Origin of the sequence: Tistrella arctica (assembly GCF_039630945.1) — a bacterium.
Taxonomy (GTDB): Bacteria; Pseudomonadota; Alphaproteobacteria; order Tistrellales; family Tistrellaceae; genus Tistrella; species Tistrella bauzanensis.
Genome location: NZ_JBBKTV010000010.1, coordinates 79,481 through 98,476 on the forward strand (window position 1 = coordinate 79,481; position 18,996 = coordinate 98,476).

The 18,996-nt window shown below is 68.3% G+C and carries 17 protein-coding genes; 12 read left to right on the top strand and 5 right to left on the bottom strand.

The genetic code is table 11. The features are described 5' to 3' along the window. Positions 1-76: 76 nt before the first annotated feature. From WG924_RS21695 to pgmG, 8 genes are all read left to right on the top strand, one after another. Complete coding sequence (locus WG924_RS21695) at positions 77-1,696, top strand: hypothetical protein (RefSeq protein ID WP_345935149.1); 1,620 nt, start codon at positions 77-79, stop codon at positions 1,694-1,696. A gap of 153 nt (positions 1,697-1,849) precedes the next feature. Then, positions 1,850-2,122 (top strand): hypothetical protein, encoded by a 273-nt coding sequence (locus WG924_RS21700; RefSeq protein ID WP_345935150.1) that lies wholly within the window; start codon positions 1,850-1,852, stop codon positions 2,120-2,122. A 30-nt stretch (positions 2,123-2,152) separates the two neighbouring features. After that, a complete protein-coding gene (locus tag WG924_RS21705; RefSeq protein ID WP_345935151.1) occupies positions 2,153-2,428 on the top strand; it encodes a hypothetical protein in 276 nt (91 codons plus the stop codon). A 143-nt stretch (positions 2,429-2,571) separates the two neighbouring features. After that, complete coding sequence (locus WG924_RS21710; RefSeq protein WP_345935152.1) at positions 2,572-3,327, top strand: VWA domain-containing protein; 756 nt, start codon at positions 2,572-2,574, stop codon at positions 3,325-3,327. A gap of 3 nt (positions 3,328-3,330) precedes the next feature. Continuing rightward, the gene (locus WG924_RS21715; protein WP_345935153.1) at positions 3,331-4,176 is read left to right on the top strand and encodes a molecular chaperone DnaJ; all 846 of its coding nucleotides are present in this window, start codon (positions 3,331-3,333) and stop codon (positions 4,174-4,176) included. A 373-nt stretch (positions 4,177-4,549) separates the two neighbouring features. Next, entirely contained in the window at positions 4,550-5,449 is a 900-nt protein-coding gene (gene galU / locus WG924_RS21720; RefSeq protein ID WP_345935154.1) for a UTP--glucose-1-phosphate uridylyltransferase GalU, read from the top strand. A gap of 161 nt (positions 5,450-5,610) precedes the next feature. After that, positions 5,611-6,930 carry a UDP-glucose dehydrogenase family protein gene (locus WG924_RS21725; RefSeq protein WP_345935155.1) on the top strand — a complete coding sequence of 440 codons (1,320 nt, stop codon included), beginning with the start codon at positions 5,611-5,613 and terminating at the stop codon, positions 6,928-6,930. A gap of 90 nt (positions 6,931-7,020) precedes the next feature. After that, entirely contained in the window at positions 7,021-8,430 is a 1,410-nt protein-coding gene (gene pgmG, locus WG924_RS21730; protein WP_345935156.1) for a phosphoglucomutase/phosphomannomutase PgmG, read from the top strand. A gap of 165 nt (positions 8,431-8,595) precedes the next feature. Here pgmG and WG924_RS21735 read toward each other — a convergent pair whose 3' ends face one another. Beyond that, positions 8,596-9,213, bottom strand: coding sequence for a CGNR zinc finger domain-containing protein (locus WG924_RS21735; RefSeq protein WP_345935157.1), 618 nt, complete (start codon positions 9,211-9,213; stop codon positions 8,596-8,598). Between the two features lie 295 nt (positions 9,214-9,508). Here WG924_RS21735 and WG924_RS21740 point away from each other — a divergent pair, with 295 nt between their 5' ends. After that, positions 9,509-10,348 carry an alpha/beta fold hydrolase gene (locus WG924_RS21740; protein WP_345935158.1) on the top strand — a complete coding sequence of 280 codons (840 nt, stop codon included), beginning with the start codon at positions 9,509-9,511 and terminating at the stop codon, positions 10,346-10,348. A gap of 255 nt (positions 10,349-10,603) precedes the next feature. Here WG924_RS21740 and WG924_RS21745 read toward each other — a convergent pair whose 3' ends face one another. Beyond that, positions 10,604-11,272 (bottom strand): YjbE family putative metal transport protein, encoded by a 669-nt coding sequence (locus tag WG924_RS21745; RefSeq protein WP_345935242.1) that lies wholly within the window; start codon positions 11,270-11,272, stop codon positions 10,604-10,606. 423 nt (positions 11,273-11,695) lie between these two features. On the opposite strand from WG924_RS21745, the gene WG924_RS21750 reads away from it, so the two are divergent. Beyond that, on the top strand, positions 11,696-13,114 hold the full coding sequence (locus WG924_RS21750; RefSeq protein WP_345935159.1) for a methyl-accepting chemotaxis protein: 1,419 nt from the start codon (positions 11,696-11,698) through the stop codon (positions 13,112-13,114). Here WG924_RS21750 and WG924_RS21755 read toward each other — a convergent pair. The 3 genes from WG924_RS21755 to WG924_RS21765 all read right to left on the bottom strand — a co-directional run bounded on the left by WG924_RS21755 (position 13,096) and on the right by WG924_RS21765 (position 16,196). Further along, positions 13,096-14,127 (bottom strand): PfkB family carbohydrate kinase, encoded by a 1,032-nt coding sequence (locus WG924_RS21755; protein WP_345935160.1) that lies wholly within the window; start codon positions 14,125-14,127, stop codon positions 13,096-13,098. The genes WG924_RS21750 and WG924_RS21755 overlap by 19 nt on opposite strands. Positions 14,128-14,177: 50 nt before the next feature. Continuing rightward, positions 14,178-14,333 carry a hypothetical protein gene (locus WG924_RS21760; protein WP_188575282.1) on the bottom strand — a complete coding sequence of 52 codons (156 nt, stop codon included), beginning with the start codon at positions 14,331-14,333 and terminating at the stop codon, positions 14,178-14,180. 255 nt (positions 14,334-14,588) lie between these two features. Beyond that, positions 14,589-16,196, bottom strand: coding sequence for a D-alanyl-D-alanine carboxypeptidase (locus WG924_RS21765; protein ID WP_345935161.1), 1,608 nt, complete (start codon positions 16,194-16,196; stop codon positions 14,589-14,591). A gap of 457 nt (positions 16,197-16,653) precedes the next feature. Here WG924_RS21765 and WG924_RS21770 point away from each other — a divergent pair, with 457 nt between their 5' ends. Together WG924_RS21770 and WG924_RS21775 are read left to right on the top strand one after the other, a co-directional pair. Beyond that, a complete protein-coding gene (locus WG924_RS21770; protein WP_345935162.1) occupies positions 16,654-17,352 on the top strand; it encodes a hypothetical protein in 699 nt (232 codons plus the stop codon). A 355-nt stretch (positions 17,353-17,707) separates the two neighbouring features. Beyond that, positions 17,708-18,685 (top strand): phasin family protein, encoded by a 978-nt coding sequence (locus WG924_RS21775; RefSeq protein ID WP_345935163.1) that lies wholly within the window; start codon positions 17,708-17,710, stop codon positions 18,683-18,685. The last annotated feature ends 311 nt before the right edge of the window (positions 18,686-18,996 follow it).

Sequence of the window (18,996 nt, forward strand, 5' to 3'; positions counted from 1 at the left end):
CGGCATGACGGCCGCTTGACGGCACCTCTGACCCGCCTAGAATTGTGCGCACATGATCCATGTTCAGGTGTGCATGATGACCGGTCCCGCCGACACGCCGCCATCACCGCTGATCCGAAGCCCGATGCTCGATCGGGCGATCGAGGCGCTGACCTCATGGAGCCAGACCGTCGCCGAGCGGGGGCTGATCGGCGGGGCCTGGCTGTTCGGCAGCGCGGTCAATGACGACGGCCTGCGTTTCGACGCAGACACAAGCGATCTGGATGTCATCGTCGAGGTGCCGTGGGACAGCCTGAGCGTCAGCGGCCGGGTCACGGCGCTTCATCGCCTGCGCGACGCCAAGATCGACCTGGAACAGACTCTGCTCAAGACCCTCCACCGCGGTTCCGCCGATGACCAGATCGTCAGTCTGGTGCCGGTGACGGCATGGGAACGCGCCCATGCTGTCCACAAGGACGGCAATTCGGCGATCCTGACCGAAACTCCGGCGATCGATCTGCTGAGCGGCGGTCGGCTTGCCGGACTGGCGGAGCCGTCACACACGGTCGTGGCGCCGTCGCATCGCGGCCTGGCGCAACTCGTCCAGAAGACACGCGCGGGCTTTCTCGCCATCGGCGCCAATGGCCGGGTCCGGTTCGCGATCGGGGCCCATGCCGACCCGGTTCCGAAAGAGCTGATACGGTCCTTTGCCGTGGCGACCGCCGATCCCGGCATGCCGGCAGCCGAGACGACCGATCTGGCGCGCGGCCTGCGCGAACTGACCCTGGCCGTCGCCGCAGGGGCCAGCGACGATCGGGCCATGCATGCCTATGGCGTGTGGCTGGGTGTGCGTCAGGGCGCGCGCGGCAAGGTGGCGCCGGTGATATCGGTGCAGGACTATCTGGCGACCATCGAGATGATCTTCGACCGGGTGGCGCGGCAATATCCGGCCACGACCGTCTTGCCGGCCGGTCCCCCGCCCTCCGCCACGCCCGCCACGCCCATTGCCGCACCCACCCCGGTCACGCGTCCCGCGCCGCTTCCCGCCGAATTCGTGGTGTCGCTGAAGGACACGCTCGGCGGCCGGGTGGCGGACAATCTGCGGGCGATCGCGGCGGCACGGGAGAATCTCCGCGCCGGCGTGACACCGGCCTTCTCGCTGCGCTTTGCGGAACACCCGCGGGCCGACATGCTGCTTGCCACCCATGACCGTGATCTGAGCGACGCCGACCATGCCCTGAAGATGAAGGTGTTCGCACGCCGGACCCAGACCGGGCTACGACAGATGCGACTTGCGGATGGCATCGGCCTGATCCTGTACCATGGCGCCACCCTGTTTCCCGACCACCGCGACAAGGCCCTGTTCCGCCTGCTGGCACGCAGCATCGATGCCTGGATCGCCCATGCGGCGATCGGACTGGTCAATATCGGCGGCGGCATCGAGGCGTGGCACCCCGGCTTCTATCCTGAGGACCCGCTGAGCTTCTCATTCTCGGACCTGCCGCGAACCGGTGGCCAGCTGCTGACCGGCGAGCCGCCGACGCGACCATGGGAGGGCGACGTCCATGGCAATTTCAGCCCGGAGGTTCTGGCCGGCAGTTTCGTGCCCGAACTCGTATCGATCTGGCTGCATCGCCGCAACCGCCTGGCCCATCTGACCTGGGACGACCGCGAGGTGGTGTTCATGATCGATCGCTGGCGATACGGCCCCCGGTGATCGGAACGTACCGGGACGCCGCGCAGATGGCATCGCCCGGTGAAGTGAACCACGGGCAACCCGACCGGCCATTCCCGGATGCGCAGGGCACCCGGCCGGTGCATTCTGTGGTCGTCGATGATCGACATAAGGCGCCCCACGGAGGATGCAGCCATGGTTCCCACATCCCGTTTGATCATGCTTGCCAGCGACCCGACCGTTGCCGGGGCGCTGGTGATGGCGCTGACCGCCGAGGATGCCGCCCGGGTTCTGGGCGATGCCGGCGAGGCGCGCGGCTTCAAATTCGACTGGCGATCGCTGATCCCGCGGCTGAAGCGCCAGTCGGCCGATCGCGACCTCGACGATGCGGCGCTGGAAGGCGTGGCCGGTGGCGCCGGCGGCATGCCCATGCCGCTGGCCGGACCCTGGTCGATCACCGCCAACTGATCCACATGTCGGCAAGCCGGAGCGCACCCGATGATATCCACTGCCAATCTGATGATTCTGGCCGCCGATCCGCAGACCGCGGCGGCGCTGATCGCGGCGATGACGCCTGAGGAGGCCGCACAGATTCTGGGCCAGGCCGGCCAGTCCCGCGGCTTCAAATTCGACTGGCGGTCGCTGATCCCGCGGCTGAAGCGCACCAGCAGCGACCGGGATCTGGATGACGCCGCCCTGGAAGCGGTCGCGGGCGGTCTTGCCGGGAACACGACCTATGTTCCCCTGTCCGGCAACTGGTCGATCATCCCCTGAACCCGCCCGGCGGATCGATGGCGGCGGATCGACGGCGGCGGATCAAAGTCATTGGCCATCGGGGGCGGCGACACCACATCGGCTGTATGAGCCTTGTGTTTCAGGGGCTGATATCCTGCCAGCATGCCCGGAACCCCTGCCTGATGACCCGTGACCGCTCTGATCTGGACCATCGCCGCAGCCGCACGCCGCCATCCGGTCATGTGCAGCCGGCATCGCGCGGCGCCGTCGATGCCTTTCTGGCCGAGGCCCGGCAGATGGCGCCGGCGCGCCCTGCCGCCGTCGGCACGGGTGCCGCCCGGCTGATCCTGGCGCTGGACGCCACCCAGAGCCGGCAGCCGGGCTGGGATCTGGCCCAGAGCCAGCAGGGCGAGATGTTCCGCGTGGCCGGCGATGGCGGGCTGGCGGTGCAACTGGTTTATTATCGCGGCCTGGACGAATGCCGCGCCAGCCGCTGGACGGGCGACGCCCAGGGGCTGGCCCGGGCCATGTCGAGGATCGACTGCCGGGGCGGCCGTACCCAGATCGCGCGCGTGCTGTCGCATGCGGTGGCCGAGGCGCGCGTGGTGCCGGTGAAGGCGCTGGTTTTCGTGGGCGACGCGCTGGAGGAACCCCAGGACGTGCTCGACGGCCACGCGGCCGATCTGGCGCTGCTCGGTGTGCGCGCCTTTATCTTTCAGGAAGGCCATGATCCGGTGGCGACCGCCGGCTTCCAGCGGATCGCGCGGACGACCGGCGGCGCCCTGCTGCCCTTCGACAGCACCGGGCCCGACCGGCTGCGTGCCCTGCTGGGGGCGGTGGCGGCCTTCGTGTCGCACGGGGCCCGGGCCCTGGACCGGCCGGGGCGGGCCGATCCGGCGGCCCTGCGCCTGCTGGCCGATCGCATGGGCGGAGGCTGAGCGATGGCCTGGGCGCTGCTGGCGGGGTTCGTCGCGCTGCTGGTTGTGCTGGGTCTGGGCGGCATGCCGGGAAGCGGCCGCCGCAGCGGGCGCCGCGGCATGAGCCGCGCCACCATGACCCGGGTGGCCTTGTGGAGCCTGGCCGCGCTGGCCGTGGTGGCCGCCGTGCTGCTGGCGGTCACCGGCCGATGGCCGGCCGTGATGGCTGTGGCGGCGGCCAGCCTGCCGGTGGTGCTGCGGCTGGCGGGCACCGCCCTGAAACTGGCCCCGGTCTATCACCTGCTGCGCCGTGCCCGGTCGGCCGGCCCGCCCGGCGGCGGTGGCTTCGGACAGGCCGGCCGCGCGCAGGCCCGCCCGAAAACCGTGGAAACCGCCAGCCTGCGGATGACGCTCGACCCCGATACCGGCGCCATGACCGGCGTGATCCTGACCGGCCCCGATCGAGGCCGTGCCCTGGCCGACCTGCCCCCCGACCGCCTGCGCCACTGGCTCAACGACTGGCGGATCAACGACCCCGACGCGGCGCGGCTGCTGGAGACCTGGGGCGAGCGCATGATCGGTCCGGGCTGGGCCGATGACCCAACCGGCCGGGCCGGTGACGGAACCGGCGACGGTGGCGGCGGCGGCAGCGGCGGACAGGCCGGGCCGCCCCCCTCGGACGAGGCGATGACCGCGGCGGAAGCCCGTGCCATTCTGGATGTGGCCGCCGATGCCAGCCCCGCCGACATCCACGCGGCCTGGCGGCGGATGATGGCCCGGGTGCATCCGGATCAGGGCGGCAGCGCCGCGCTGGCGGCCCGGGTCAATGCCGCCCGCGACCGCCTGACCCGGCCCGCATCCGGTGCATGATCCTTGCCGTATGCACAGGCCCCTGCCTGTTTCCGCAGACGCGAGATCGGGGCTGCGATTGCATTTTCAGGTCGGAAAGGGTATACACACCGCGCAGATAGGTCCGACATGTGACCGTGACACGCCCGATCACCGCCCCCGGTGACAAAAACGGGGCAGGTGAAATTAGGCGTCGCATCGCCCTCTGTTGCGATGCAATATACATACAGTCGATTGGTGGATCGACGTTGCTCCTGCCCGAGGCGAGGAGGCAACCGGCATCCGCTGCGGAGCGTGTGGGCAGCACGTGGTCTCCGCGATATCGGCAGTGACGTGACCGGTCGGACGATCGTTCCGAAGAACGCCTCAAGAATTCGATCCAGCGATTAGGTCCATGAGCAACACCAAGCCCGTTCGTAAAGCCGTCTTCCCCGTGGGTGGCCTGGGCACGCGCTTCCTGCCGGCAACCAAAGCCATGCCGAAGGAAATGCTGCCTGTCGTCGACAAGCCGCTGATCCAGTATGCGGTGGAAGAAGCCCGTGCCGCCGGCATCGAAGAGCTGATTTTCGTCACCGGCCGCAACAAAACCGCCATTGAAGACCATTTCGACCAGTCGTTCGAGCTGGAATGGACGCTGCAGGAGCGCGGCAAGCACGAGCAGCTGGCGCAACTGCGCCGCTGGCTGCCGAAGGCCGGCAATGTGTCCTATACCCGCCAGCAGGAGCCGATGGGCCTGGGCCATGCCGTGTGGTGTGCCCGCCATCTGGTGGGCAACGAGCCCTTTGCCGTGCTGCTCGCCGACGATCTGGTGCTTGCCGACCGCCCGTGCCTCAGCCAGATGGTCGAGGTCTACGAGCAGAAGGGTGGCAATGTCGTGGCAGCGATGGACGTGCCGGCCGAGAACACCGCGCGCTATGGCATCATCGACATCGCCGACGACGATGGCCGTCTGGTCACCGCCCGCGGCATGGTCGAGAAGCCCAAAGCGGGTGATGCGCCGTCGCGCACCGCCGTGATCGGCCGCTATATCCTGCAGCCCGAGATCTTCGAGCATCTGGGCCGGCACGAGCGCGGCTCGGGTGGCGAGATCCAGCTGACCGACGCCATCCGCGCCATGGTGGGCAACACGCCCTTCCATGCCCTGCGCTTCGAGGGCGAGCGGTTCGACTGCGGCGACAAGGCCGGCTTCATCCATGCCAATATCGCCTTCTCGCTGGCCCGGGTGGACCTGCGCGATCAGGTGAAGGACTTCCTGGCCGAGCGGCTTTCCACCTACCGCGACGCCGCCCAGTAAGGCTATAGTTCGGCGCACGGAGCCTGATGACCGGCCGCGATCGCGGCGCGTCGCAGGCTTCGTGCGCCGTTTGCGCGTTCCGGGCAGGCCGGGATGCGCGGTCGGGGTAGACGCCAGGGCGGATACCGGCGACCAGCCAGCTTGAGAAGGACCAGGGCTTCATGCGCGTCGCGATGATCGGCACGGGCTATGTCGGGCTCGTGTCGGGCACCTGTTTTTCCGAATTCGGCCATTCGGTCGTGTGCGTCGACAACGACCAGTCGAAGATCGAGCGGTTGTTGCGCGGCGAGATCCCGATCTATGAACCGGGGCTGGAGGATCTGGTGGCGCGCAATGTCCGCGCCGGCAGGCTGGGCTTCACCAGCGACCTGGCCGAAGCGGTGCGCGGCGCCGAGGTGGTGTTCATCGCCGTCGGCACCCCCAGCCGTCGTGGCGACGGCCATGCCGATCTGAGTTATGTGTTCGAGGCGGTGCGTCAGGTGGCGCTGGCCGCCGACGGCTACCGCCTGGTCGTGACCAAATCGACCGTGCCGGTGGGCACCGGAGGCCGGGTCAAGGCGCTGCTGGCCGAGACCCGCCCCGATGTGGACTTCGACGTGGCCTCGAACCCCGAATTCCTGCGCGAAGGCTCGGCGATCGAAGACTTCATGCGCCCGGATCGGGTGGTTGCCGGCACCGACAGCGAGCGCGCGCGCGACCTGATGACCGAGCTGTACCGGCCGCTGTTCCTGATGGAAACCCCGATCGTGCACACCACGATCGAAAGCGCCGAGTTGATCAAATACGCCGCCAACGCCTTTCTCGCGACCAAGATCACCTTTATCAATGAAATGGCGGATCTGTGCGAGAAGGTCGGCGCCAATGTTCACGACATCGCGCGCGGCATCGGGCTCGACGGCCGCATCGGCCGCAAGTTCCTGCATGCCGGGCCCGGCTTCGGCGGATCGTGCTTTCCGAAAGACACGCGCGCTCTGGTGTCCAGCGCCCAGCAATATGGCGCGCCGTTGACCCTGGTCGAGCAGGTCGTGTCGTCGAACGAGGCCCGCAAACGCCGGATGGCCGAGCGTGTGGTCGCCGCTGCCGGCGGCAGCCTGCGCGACAAGACCGTGGGCGTGCTGGGCCTGACCTTCAAGCCCAACACCGACGACATGCGCGAGGCGCCGAGCCTGGACATCGTTCCGGCATTGCTGCGGGCCGGCGCGCGCGTGCGGGCCTATGACCCCGAAGGCATGACCGAGGCACGACGCCTGCTGACCGGGGTGACCTGGGCCGCGGATGCCTATGACGCCCTGGAAGGTGCCGATGTCGCGGTGCTGATCACCGAATGGAACCAGTTCCGCGCGCTCGACCTCGACCGGGTCAAGGCGGTGATGAAGGCGCCGGTGATGGTCGACCTTCGCAATGTCTATGCCCCGTCCGAAATGGTCGGTCGCGGCTTCACCTATACCTCGATCGGCCGGCCGACACCCGGCGTCGCCTGATCGCGCCACCACAGCCGGTACCGCGGCACGTTCCGTTCGCACCGTTCCGTTCTATCGCCCCTGCGTGCAACCGACCCCGAGAGGCCATCCGTGACCAAGCTCGTCCACCGCTTTCATCCGAGCGTGCTGCGTGAATATGACATCCGCGGCATCATCGGCGAGACCCTGGGGACCGAGGATGCCTATGCCATCGGCCGGGTCTTCGCCCATATGCTGAAGTCCCGCGGCGGCAATTCGGCAGCCGTCGGCCGCGATGGCCGGATCAGCTCGCCCGAACTGGAAGGCGCCCTGGTCCGCGGCCTGACCGAAGGCGGCGTCGATGTGCTGCGGGTCGGCCTTGGCCCCACGCCGATGCTGTATTACGCGGCCCAGACCCGGGGTGTCGACGGCGGCATCATGGTCACCGGGTCGCACAACCCGCCCGACCAGAACGGCTTCAAGATGGTCATGCTGGGCAAGCCGTTCTTCGGCGAGGACATCCGCGAGATGGGCCGGCTGGCGGCCGGGGGCGAGCTGCTGGCGGCCCCCTCGCTCGGCGCCGACAACGATGCCCCCGACGTGCTGTCGGCCTATGTCGCCCGCCTGACCGAAGGCCTGTTCCAGACCGTGACCCGCGAGCCCGTGGTGGTGTGGGATGCGGGCAACGGTGCCGCCGGCGAGGCGCTGACCATGGTGGCGCGCAACCTGCCCGGCCGTCATGTTCTGCTCTATGCCGATATCGACGGCACCTTCCCCAATCATCACCCCGATCCGACCGAGCCGCACACCCTGGTCGACCTGATCGCGCGGGTCGCCGAGGAAGGCGCCGATTTCGGCATCGCCTTCGACGGCGACGGCGACCGCATCGGCGTGGTCGACGGCAAGGGCCGGATCCTGTGGGGCGACCAGTTGCTGATGATCCTGGCGCGCCCGATCATCGCCCGCATTCCCAATGCCACGATCATTGCCGACGTGAAGGCCAGCCAGGCCCTGTTCGACGAGATCGCGCGCCTGGGCGGCACGCCGCTGATGTGGAAGACCGGCCATTCGCTGATCAAGACCAAGATGAAGGAAACATCGAGTCCGCTGGCCGGCGAGATGAGCGGCCATGTGTTCTTCGCGGATGGCTATTACGGCTATGACGACGCGCTCTATGCCGCCATGCGGTTGCTGGATCAGCTTGTGGCCAGCGGCGAGAGCATCACCGACATCCGCGACAGCCTGCCCGACATGGTCAACACCCCCGAAATCCGGGTGCCCTGTGCCGACGACCGCAAATTCGACGTGGTTGCCGACATCGCCGATCTGCTGGCGGCCGAAGGTGCCGAGGTCGACCGGACCGATGGCGTGCGGGTGAAGGTCGATGGCGGCTGGTGGCTGCTGCGGGCTTCCAACACTCAGGCGGTGCTGGTCGCCCGCGCCGAAGCCGCCGATACCGACCGCCTGACGGTGCTGAAGGGCGAACTCGCCCGGGTGCTGACCAGGGCCGGCGTCGCGGTTCCGGCCGCGATCGCCGACTGATCCGCGCGGCCCGGTGCGATCCGGGCCTGTCCATATGCACGGGCCTGTCCACGCGCAAAGGGCCGCATCCGGCAAGGATGCGGCCCTTTGTCATGTCCGGTTGCAGCTCGCTCGTCCGGAATGGCGTGCCGCGATTGCCCCCGGCCCCGGCCTTACCCCCCGGCCCTACCCCTCTGTCGCCTTCCGGCGGCTGCGATGCGCCGACACCTTGGACCGGTTGCCGCAGACGCTCATGCTGCACCAGCGGCGCGACCGGCTGCGGGTGTGGTCGGCGAAGAGAAGCGTGCAGCCCGATCCCTGGCAGGCTTTGACCTGCGCGAAATCTTCCTCCACGACCACGCGTGCGATCGCCTCACCGATCGGGAGCAGAAGCCCCTCCGGCGAGCGCCAGCGCCGCGCCGTCTCCAGGGCCAGATGGTTCCCTTCGTGAAGGGTGATCCGGCTGAAGGCCTCGTCACGCTCCAGCAGGCGATTGAGCGGAGCCAGATCCTGCAGCATCCCGGCCGTGAGCGGTTTGCCCATGTGGCTGGTCACGAAGCCCCGGAACCATTCGCGAAGATCGCGGGCCTGATCGGCGACCCGATCGAGTTCCCCCGGCATGGCACGCCCGGCGATCGCGTCAAGCTCAGGCTCCGGCACCAGTGCCGCCTGCCGCAGCCAGTCGACCAGCCCCTTGCCATCACCGATCCAGTCGACCGGTCCATCGGTCGTGGTGGCGATCGCGTTGAGAAAATCGAGCCCCAAGGCATCGGCAATGAAAAAGGCCGGCATGTTCACAGGCATGGCGGTGCTGTCCATCCATCAATCGGTGACGGGCCATATCATTGTCAATGATAGCCATGATGAGAGCGAATCGTAACCCTCTTTCTGACAAGAGACAGGTTTCATATCCGATATCGGATGGGGTTATCAACGCCATATCATGCTGCAATCCGACATAGTCTGCTCCTGCACGGAAAGAAATGTAACCAATAAAAATCTTCTTGAGAGGTTACGATGCCGGTTGACAGCGAGCATCGATCGGCTGATAACCGTCTTATGAAAGTTTAGACGGTTACGCATCATCAGGAGAAACGTCATGACCGCCATTGCCTATCGGACCATCGATGTCGACGGCATCAACATCCATTACCGCGAGGCGGGGGCGGCTGGCGCGCCCAAGCTGCTGCTGCTGCACGGCTTCCCCAGTTCCAGCCATATGTTCCGCGATCTCATGCCCCGTCTGGCCGACCGCTTCCACATCATCGCGCCGGATCTGCCGGGCTTTGGCCGGTCGGGCGATCCTGAGGCCAACACCTTCGAGTCGATCGCCGGCACGATCGGGCGCTTCACCGAGATCGTGGGCTTCGACCGGTTCATCATCTATGTCTTCGATTATGGCGCGCCGACCGGCTTCCGCCTCGCGATCCGCCATCCGGAGCGGATCACCGGGATCATTTCTCAGAACGGCAACGCCTATGTCGACGGGTTGAGCGAGGGCTGGAACCCCGCCCGCGCCTATTGGGCGGATGCATCCATCGCCAATCGTCAGGCGCTGCGCGCGATGCTGACGCCGGAGACGACCTATTGGCAGTACACACACGGGGTGCCGGACCCGTCGGCCGTTTCACCCGATGGCTACACCCTGGATGTTCATTATCTCGGTCGTCCGGGCGCCGAGGATGTCCAGTTGGATCTGATCGGCGACTACAAGACCAATATCGCGCTCTATCCGGCATTCCAGGCGTATTTCCGCGCCCACAAGCCGCGCTTCCTGGCGGTGTGGGGCCGCCACGATCCGTTTTTCCTGCCACAGGGCGCCGAGGCGTTCCAGCGCGACATACCGGAGGCGCGGGTGACCTTCCTCGACACCGGTCATTTCGCCCTGGAAACCCACGCGGCCGACATCGCCGCCGAAATCCGAACCGTCTTCGCCTGAAACCACCCGAGCCGGTGGTGCGCCCCCCAGCCGCCATTGCGACGGCGCCCGCCCGGGAGGAAGGCTTAACAGCCGCCATTGAGGCGGCGGCCAAGGGTGCGGCAGCACCCGCCCGGCGAGGGACAAACAGACTCGGCGGCGGCCAAGGGCGCGGCAGCGCCCGCCCGGCGAGGGACAAACAGGCTCCCCCCGCCCTTCCTCCAGCCGCCATTGCGGCGGCGGCCAAGGGCGCGGCAGCGCCCGCCCGGCGAGGGACTAAAAGACTCCTCCCGCGCCCGCCGCCTGCATCACCTCGGTGCTGCCGCGCAGGATCATGTCGAGGGCCACATAGGTGATGATCGCCAGCCCCAGATAGGCCAGCCAGTGCCAGCGCTCCAGCAGGCGGGCGACAAAATTGGCGGCCAGCCCCATCAGGGCGATCGACAGCACCAGACCGATGACCAGCACCTCGACATGCTCGCGCGCAGCACCGGCCACAGCCAGCACGTTGTCGAGCGACATCGACACATCGGCAATGATGATCGAGGTCAGCGCCTGACGCATGGTCTTGGGCGCGGCACCGGCCGCACCGGGCAGGTCCACCCCGTCGCCGGCCGATGCGCCGGGGGGGCTTGCGGCAGCGGCGGCTTCGGCGGCGGCGGCCCGGCGGCTGGCGCGGAGTTCCTGCCACATCCGCCACGCCACCCACAGCAGCAGGATACCGCCGGCGAGCGTCAGGCCGATGATGGCCAGCAGTTGCACGGTCACCGCCGCAAAGGCGATGCGCAGCACCGTGGCCGCCAGGATGCCATAGATGATGGCCTTGCGCCGCAGCGTGGCCGGCAGACCGGCTGCGGCCATGCCGATGATCACGGCGTTGTCGCCCGACATCACGATGTCGATCATGATCACGGTGGCGAGCGCGCCCAGCCCGTCGGCGGACATGAGAAATTCTGGCACGGTGATAACAACCTTCGAATGCCGGGATCTGTGCCGATGCCGGCGATCTGCCGTCCGGACCACGGCCCGGTCCGGTTTTAGGCCCCTGATGCCGCCGCCGCAAGCATGCTCCCCTGCCCCGCCGCACTTCCCCCAGATCGGTCACGGTTCAGGCAGGTCGGTCACGGTTCAGGCAGGTCGGTCACGGTTCAGGCAGGTCGGGCCGCATATCCCCGACCTTGGTCCTGATCGCGACGCGATCGGCGCCCGGCGCTGGCATGTGGTGAAGGCTTGCGACATGATGGTCAACCGAACCGCGCATCAACAAGAACGCGGTACGCCGCGGGATTATAATCGGCGTGGGGGATGGCCATTCCCGGTGCGCGATCGCGCCCGGCAGATGTCCTGGGGAGGATTGAGGTGACAGCGATGAGTATTCCCGAAAGATCCACCACGGGCGACGGCATGTCGATGAGCGAGACGATCGCCCGCCTTGCCGACCGCGCGGGTGGATTGGGGGTGCGGGTCGCCGACATTGTCGGCAAGGTGGATGATGTCGCGCGCGCCCTGCGTGGACAATCGGAGCGGTTCGGCACCCTGTCGGCCCGGGTCGACCGGATGGCCGAGGACAATCGCGCGATCGACACCGCCGCGCGGGCCGCCGATGAACGCGCGGCCGAGGCGGCACGCCAGGCGGCCTCGTCGCGTGCCGAGGCCGCCCAGACGCTGGACGAGATCCGCGATCTGGCCGGCGGGGTCGCGGATATTGCCCGGCGCCTGGATGCCCTGGCCGCGGCACTTGACCGGGTGGGCAAGGTGTCGGGCCAGATCGACGGGATTGCCAAGCAGACCAATCTTCTGGCCCTGAACGCCACGATCGAGGCGGCGCGTGCCGGCGATGCCGGCCGTGGCTTTGCCGTGGTCGCGGGCGAAGTCAAAAGCCTTGCCCGCTCCACCCAGGAGGCGACCGCGCAGATCGCCCGCACGCTGGGCGAGCTTGGCACAGAGGTACGTGCCCTGGTCGAGGTCAGCAGCAACACGCTGGGCCGGGCCGAACATGTCCGCGATGGTACCGGCCGGATCGGCGGGGTCATCGACGGACTGGCCGATGCGGTGAGCATGATCGGCGGCGAGGTCGGCCGGATCGCCGCCGGCGCGGGTGAAAACACCCGGGTGTGCACCGAGATCAGCGCCGAAGTCGGCGCCCTGAACGGCGAAGTGGCGCAGTCGCGCGCCCGGCTGGACGAAGCCGACACCCAGTTGGTGCAGTTGCTCGACGTGTCGGAAAGCCTGATCGAGCTGACCGCCGGCGCCGGCGCCGAGACCGTCGACACGCCGTTCATCGCCGCGGCGACGCGGGCCGCGACCCAGGCCGGCGAGGCCTTCGAAACGGCGCTCAAGGCCGGTCGCATCGATCTTCGCGGCCTGTTCGACGAACACTATCGCCCGGTGGCCGGATCGAACCCGATACAGTTCACCACCGCCTTCACCGATCTGTGCGATCAGCTTCTGCCCCGGATCCAGGAACCGGTGCTGAGCCTGGACCCGAAAGTGGTGTTCTGCGCGGCGGTCGACCGCAACGGTTATCTGCCCACCCACAATGCCAAATTCTCGAAGCCCCAGGGCCGGGATGCGGTGTGGAATGCGGCCAATGCCCGCAACCGGCGCAAATTCGACGACCGCACCGGGCTTCGGGCCGCGCGCAGCACCAAGCGCTTCCTGTTGCAGACCTATCGCCGCGACATGGGCGGCGGACAATTCGCCCTGATGAAGGATCTGGCGGTGCCGATCGCCGTGCAGGGCCGGCATTGGGGGGTGATCCGTCTGGCCTATCGCGCCGACGGCTGACCCCGCACCAGCCGCTGCGGCGGCAGGCCGGCCCGCATCGCCGCGATCGCCGCCGCGTCTGGTGTGGCGCTGCGGGCGCCCACAGCGCCACAGGCCAGCGCGCCGGCCGCGACGGCGGCCGCCAGTGCTGATCCCGTCGCCGCCGCATCCTGCACCAGCCCGGCCGCGAAGGCGCCAACGAACGCGTCACCGGCACCGGTGCTGTCGACAACGGCCACCGCCGGGGCCGGCTGAATCAGAACGTCGCAGCCATCCAGAACCGCGGCGCCGCGCGACCCCAAGGTCAGCACCACCCGCTGATCGGCCCGCAGGCCCAGCGCATCGCGACCGGACAGCAGAACCGCCGCAAGCGCGCCGTCCTCGCTCTGGTCGCCACCGGCGCTGTCGTCGCCGATGGCATAGCCCGACAGGTCGGCCCATTCGGTTTCATTCACCACCAGCCAGTCGACCGCGATCAACGGCGGCGCATCCCGACCCCGGGACGGTGCGGCATTGTGGACCACCACGGCACCGGCGGTGCGTGCGCGGAGATGCAGCCGCGCCAGCGCCGGAGCCGGGGTTTCGTTCTGGGTGACCAGCACCATGCCGGCCAGATCGGCATCGGCGACCGCGCGGTCGTCGAGATCGGCATTGGCACCGGCGGCCACGATGATCTGGTTGTCGACTGCCGGGCTGCTGCTGGCCGTATCGACAGCCGCCTGGCGCGGGCCGATGGCCACCACCGCGATGCCGGTCGGCCTGGTGCCCCGCACGGTCAGCGACAGGTCGCAACCCGCCCGGGCCAGCCCGTCCAGCGCCGCATCGGCCGCCGCATCATCTCCGAGGCTGGCGGCAAGCCGGGTCGCAGCGCCGGCGCGGGCGGCGGCGAAGGCCTGATTGCCGCCCTTGCCGCCCGGCAGATGCAGCGGGTCGCCGGCGGCCACCGTCTCGCCCGCCGCCGGCAGATGCGCGCAGGGCAGAACCAGATCCAGATTGACCGATCCGAAGACCAGAACCCCGCGCGGCCGGGCCATGGGCGCTGCCTCCCCCTGCTTCTGTGGATCGCTGTTCTATACCGCAGCGGTCAGCCGCGCGGCCGATACCACATGGTGAAGACGAACAGCAGGGTCATGATCACCGCCACGATCAGCGCAGAGACCCAGTCCACCGCGCCCATCGACAGCCCCAGCAGCAGAATGCCCAGCAGCACGGGCGCCATGACGATCAGATAGGTTTTCATGCGGAGGCTCCTGCGCCGATAGGATGAACGGCTGCCCAGACGTGGCGCCCTGAACGCGCCGCTCCCTGGCCCGCGCGACGTTGGCCAAGGTGGCGGCTGTGGCGGCGCCGGTCAAGCCCGGCGCCGCCAGCACGATTGAAGACCCGGCGCCGCCAGCACGATTGAACACCCGCGCCGCCCGCAAACGAACCTGCCCCGATCGATCGACCGGGGCAGGTTTGACGGGACCGTCGTTTTGAGGCAGCGGCCGGCAGATCAGCCGGCGGCCGACAGCGCGCTGATCGGCGGCACCAGGATGCAGGCGATGCCGCGCTTGTCCAGCAGCGCGCAGGCCTGACGGGCCGGCCGCTCGCCTTCGAAACCCATCATCCGCGCCCGATAGATATAGCGACCGCCGATGCTGTGCGGTTCCACCGCGGTTTCGGCGCCGCTGCGCAGCTCTGCCGGCAGCAGATCCTGCGCCCGGCCGACCAGACCCTGGGCAGCATCGACCCGGCCGAAGGCACCGAACTGAATGCCCCAGCGGCCCTGCGCGTCGAACACCCGCGGCTTGGGCGCGATCGCGGCATACTGCGTATCACCCTGGGCCACCGGCTGCGGCGCCGGGCCGTTGCGGATATCGGCGGCGCGGGCATTGGCCGTGCCGGCGGCAACCGCCGCAAGCTGCGTTGCCGGTGCGGGAGTGGGGGCGGCGGCAGCCACCTGCGTCGTCTCGGCCAGTTCGGCATCGTCCTCGTCGACCGCGGCGATGGCGGCCGCACCGGTCATGTCACGCTCGGCGGCCGCAACCTGTGCGTCGGTGATCGAGGCCACCTGAATGCCGCTGCCGCCGATATCGTCCAGATCACGCTCCAGCCGGGCGATCTGCAATTCGCCGCGGGCACGGGCGGATGCGATCGCGCGCTGGCGCTCGGCCGGGGTTTCAGAGGCCAGCCGGGTGAAGCTCTTGTCCAGCAGCGCCGCCACCGCCTTGTCGCGTTCCCGCGAGGTGGAGCCGCCGAAGATCACCCCGATCAGCCGGCGATCGTCCCGCACTGCCGAAACCACGATGTTGAACCCTGAGGCGCGCGTATAGCCGGTCTTGATCCCGTCCGTGCCGGTATAGGAGCTGAGCAGCCGGTTGTGGTTGCGCAGTTCCTGGCCCTTGTAGTTATAGGACTTGGTCGAGAACAGCGCGTATTCGCGGGGAAAATCGTTCATCAGGCGCACGGCCAGCGTCGCCATGTCGCGGGCGGTGGACAACTGATGGCGGTTCGGCAGCCCGTTGGCATTCTGGAAGGTGGTCTTCTCCATGCCAAGCTTGCGCGCCCGGGCCGTCATCGCGCGGGCGAAGGCGATCTCGCTGCCGCTGATCGCCTCGGCCAGCACCACGGCGGCGTCGTTGGCCGATTTGGTGATCAGGCCGTAGACGGCGTCCTTGACCTTGATGGTCTGGCCGGCGCGCAGACCCAGCTTGGTCGGCGCCATGCCCGCCGCCCGCGCCGACACCGGCAGGGCCGTGTCCATAGAAAGCTTGCGGGCCTTGATCGCCTCGAACGTCATATACAGCGTCATCATCTTGGTCAGAGACGCCGGGTAATTGCGGACATCGCCGTTCTTGGAATACAGCACGCGGCCGGTATCGGCCTCGACCACCAGCGCCGCATAGCCGGCGGCGGCATCGCGGGCGAAACCGGTGGCCGCCATCACGGCCACCAGAAGAACCAGCGCCAGCCTGATCAGCGGCAGCCGCGCCAGCGACACCCGAGCCGGACGCCCGGCGCTTGCCGGCTCTCCGGCCGCCGCCGTCGCGCGCGTCGATGTCGACCGCGTGCATCCGTCGGGCCTTGCGATCCGCATCCGGCTGTAGCGACCGATATCCATGGTGTCCGTCCCCGTGGTTTGCCGGATACACCAGAAGCATCCGGGCTGCATTGACCTTGCGGTGCCGGATCACGACCTGTCTTCCAGCCGCCATTGCCTGTGCCGTCCGCCATTCCGCCCGTCCTGAAGGCGGCCCGAGGGCGGAGCGCAGCATTCCACGACCCAGGGTTTCACGCCCAGCCGAAAAGGGCGGGGCCGTGTATCCCGGGCCTCGGGACGATCTGCCATTGCGCGGCCGGCAAGCGGCACGCGCTCTGTGCAATGGTGGCTGGAGTGTTGTGATCCGTGGAATTGCATCCTAGACATGGGAGGGCAGTTGCGGCAACCCAAAAATTCTTGTTGTGTATGGGCTTAATTCCATTTCCTCAGCCATGGTGTGACCAAAGGAGCGCGCATGCCCGAAATGATGCCGGCACCCTCAACCATCGGACGCAGCCGCGGCCGGAGGCGTGCTGCCGTGATCGTGGCAGCGGTTGCCGCCGCCATCACCGCCGGTTGTACCGCAAGTGGCCCGGCGGGTGACCCGATCACCCGCAGCTTCACCTGGTTCGATTATGTCGGCGGCGGCAACCTGGCCCGATCCTGCGCGCCTGGCATCCCGGACCGATACCGGCTGGTCTATAATGCGGTGTTTCCCGAACAGGTCCGCACCTATGATCTGGTCACCCGCGAAGACAACCGTGGCCGGTTGAGTGGATCGACGCTGGTCACCACGGTCTGGGAACGCGCCAATCTGGCCAGGATCACCGCGAGCCGGCCGGGGGCGCCCTGGGGGCCGACCGAAAGCCGCACCGATCTGGGCGCGGCCCAGACCGCCGCCCTGATCGACCGGCTGGCTGCCGGGGGCGGCTTCAGGCCGGCGCCTGCGGGTGAGCGGCTGCATTCCCTGGGCTTCTACTGGACGGTGGCCCGCTGCCAGGATGGCCGGTTCGGTTTCTGGGCCGCCGAGGCGCCCGATCCGGCCTTCACCGCGTTCCATCTCCAGATGCTGTTCTCGATCGACGGCAACCCCGTGCCGCCGCGCGAACCCCGCCCGGTGGTCACCAACCCGCCGATCCGCTCGCAGGATGGCGGGCTGGTCAACGGCCACCAGCCCTTCGAGCTGACCGTGTCGAAAAGCGGCCTGGTCGGCGTCGATTACGATGGCCGCAACTGAACGGGCGCACCCCGTCGGTCACGAAGGGAACCGGAACAGCCGGCCCGTGCCACTGGATACAGCGGCACCGGATGCAACGGCACCGGATGCAACGCAAGCGCGGGCGGGCTTGACCTCAAGCAGGTGAAGGCGTTAAGTTATGTTGCAACGCAACATAACCGTGCAGGCGAACCCGGCAGACGGGGGCGCGGTGCAGATTGGCACGTCCGGGCCAGAGCTTTTTTTGAGCCGGACAGACCTTTGAGAGCCAGCCCGGATCCGGCATTCGCCGGTCCGGTCCACGGCATTCCGGACCGCCGCAGAGGGTGCCCGCATCCCACGGCCAGACGGTGCGGAACCGAACGGAGAGAGACGCATGACCACCCGCAAGCCCGCCGGCCCCGCCACGCGCGGCCGGACCACCCGCGGCACCGCGTCCGACGCGAACGGTGCCACGCCCCGTACGACCGCCACGAAGGCGACGTCGCCCGCGAAAGCCCCGGCCAAAGCGGCCGCCGTGACACCTGTCGAGGCGCCCGTGGCCGCCGAGAGCGCGATCTCCGAGAGCAAGACCTCCGAGAGCAAGACCTCGGAGAGCGCGGGCGCAGCCGATACCGCCGCGACCGATACCGCCGCCGCCGCCAAGGCCGCCACCGATACCGCAGTGGCGCAGACCGCCGAGGTTACCGAGGCCATGACCGAGACCGCAACCGATATCGCCGACGCCGCCACCGACGCGACCGAGACCGCCGCATCGACCGCGACCGAGATGGCGAAGACCACGACCGAGATTGCCAAGACCGCGACCCACACCACCGGCAAGACCCAGGCCGAGCTGATGGAAGAGGTGGCCGCCAGCGCCGCCGCGACCACCGCGGCCGATGTTGCGGCCGAGGCTCTGCGCACCGCCACCAGCATCGCCGAGCGCTCCGCCTCCGCGGCGATGGAGGTGTTCGACGGCATGCAGAAGAGCATGTCGGCCGAGATGATCACCGACCCCGCCGCCGCCTTCGCCGAGGCACAGCGCATGCGTGACGAGGCGATGAGCGGTCTGGTCGATGCATCGAACGAAGCCGCCAAGGCGTTCGGCGATGCCACCGACGGTCTGGTGTCGTTCACTCAGGCCCGGATCGATTTCGGCATCAACACCGCCCGCGAAGCCATGTCGGCCCAGTCGTTCGAAGAGATGGCGGCGGTGCAGGAGCGTTACACCCGCGGTTTGGTCGACCTTTACGTCGAACATGCGGCGAAGATGTCGGAAGTGGGCCTCAGGCTGGCCGGCGCGGCTCTGTCGCCGATGAACCGTCACTGGCAGAAGACCTTCGTGGCGCCGGGCAGTCGTCCGCGGGCCTGACCCCCTCCACGGCATCCGACCCCCTCCACGGCATCCGGCGCCGTCCACGGTGCTCTGACGTTGCACCACGGACACAATCCGGAGCGCCGACGCTCGAAAAACCCGCAGCCGGATCACCGGCTGCGGGTTTTTTTCGGACCTGAAGCGCGGTTCACAATCGGCCGTGAGGCGCCGATTTCGGCGCGGTGCGAAAATTTATCGCGCCGCGGGGGTTTCAATAGGTCGACGCGTCACTGTTTCAAGGCCTTTTCCTGTCCGGGCCAAATCCAATATCCTCAGACGGTAGGGCATAGGGATCCTGATCGAACACG

Bases quoted from the DNA above. Each gene is read 5' to 3' on its own strand.
- WG924_RS21695 (WP_345935149.1), top strand. From the start codon at position 77: ATGACCGGTCCCGCCGACACGCCGCCATCACCGCTGATCCGAAGCCCG.
- WG924_RS21700 (WP_345935150.1), top strand. From the start codon at position 1,850: ATGGTTCCCACATCCCGTTTGATCATGCTTGCCAGCGACCCGACCGTT.
- WG924_RS21705 (WP_345935151.1), top strand. From the start codon at position 2,153: ATGATATCCACTGCCAATCTGATGATTCTGGCCGCCGATCCGCAGACC.
- WG924_RS21710 (WP_345935152.1), top strand. From the start codon at position 2,572: ATGACCCGTGACCGCTCTGATCTGGACCATCGCCGCAGCCGCACGCCG.
- WG924_RS21715 (WP_345935153.1), top strand. From the start codon at position 3,331: ATGGCCTGGGCGCTGCTGGCGGGGTTCGTCGCGCTGCTGGTTGTGCTG.
- galU (WP_345935154.1), top strand. From the start codon at position 4,550: ATGAGCAACACCAAGCCCGTTCGTAAAGCCGTCTTCCCCGTGGGTGGC.
- WG924_RS21725 (WP_345935155.1), top strand. From the start codon at position 5,611: ATGCGCGTCGCGATGATCGGCACGGGCTATGTCGGGCTCGTGTCGGGC.
- WG924_RS21735 (WP_345935157.1), bottom strand. From the start codon at position 9,213: ATGCCTGTGAACATGCCGGCCTTTTTCATTGCCGATGCCTTGGGGCTC.
- WG924_RS21740 (WP_345935158.1), top strand. From the start codon at position 9,509: ATGACCGCCATTGCCTATCGGACCATCGATGTCGACGGCATCAACATC.
- WG924_RS21745 (WP_345935242.1), bottom strand. From the start codon at position 11,272: ATGTCCGCCGACGGGCTGGGCGCGCTCGCCACCGTGATCATGATCGAC.
- WG924_RS21750 (WP_345935159.1), top strand. From the start codon at position 11,696: ATGAGTATTCCCGAAAGATCCACCACGGGCGACGGCATGTCGATGAGC.
- WG924_RS21755 (WP_345935160.1), bottom strand. From the start codon at position 14,127: ATGGCCCGGCCGCGCGGGGTTCTGGTCTTCGGATCGGTCAATCTGGAT.
- WG924_RS21760 (WP_188575282.1), bottom strand. From the start codon at position 14,333: ATGAAAACCTATCTGATCGTCATGGCGCCCGTGCTGCTGGGCATTCTG.
- WG924_RS21765 (WP_345935161.1), bottom strand. From the start codon at position 16,196: ATGGATATCGGTCGCTACAGCCGGATGCGGATCGCAAGGCCCGACGGA.
- WG924_RS21775 (WP_345935163.1), top strand. From the start codon at position 17,708: ATGACCACCCGCAAGCCCGCCGGCCCCGCCACGCGCGGCCGGACCACC.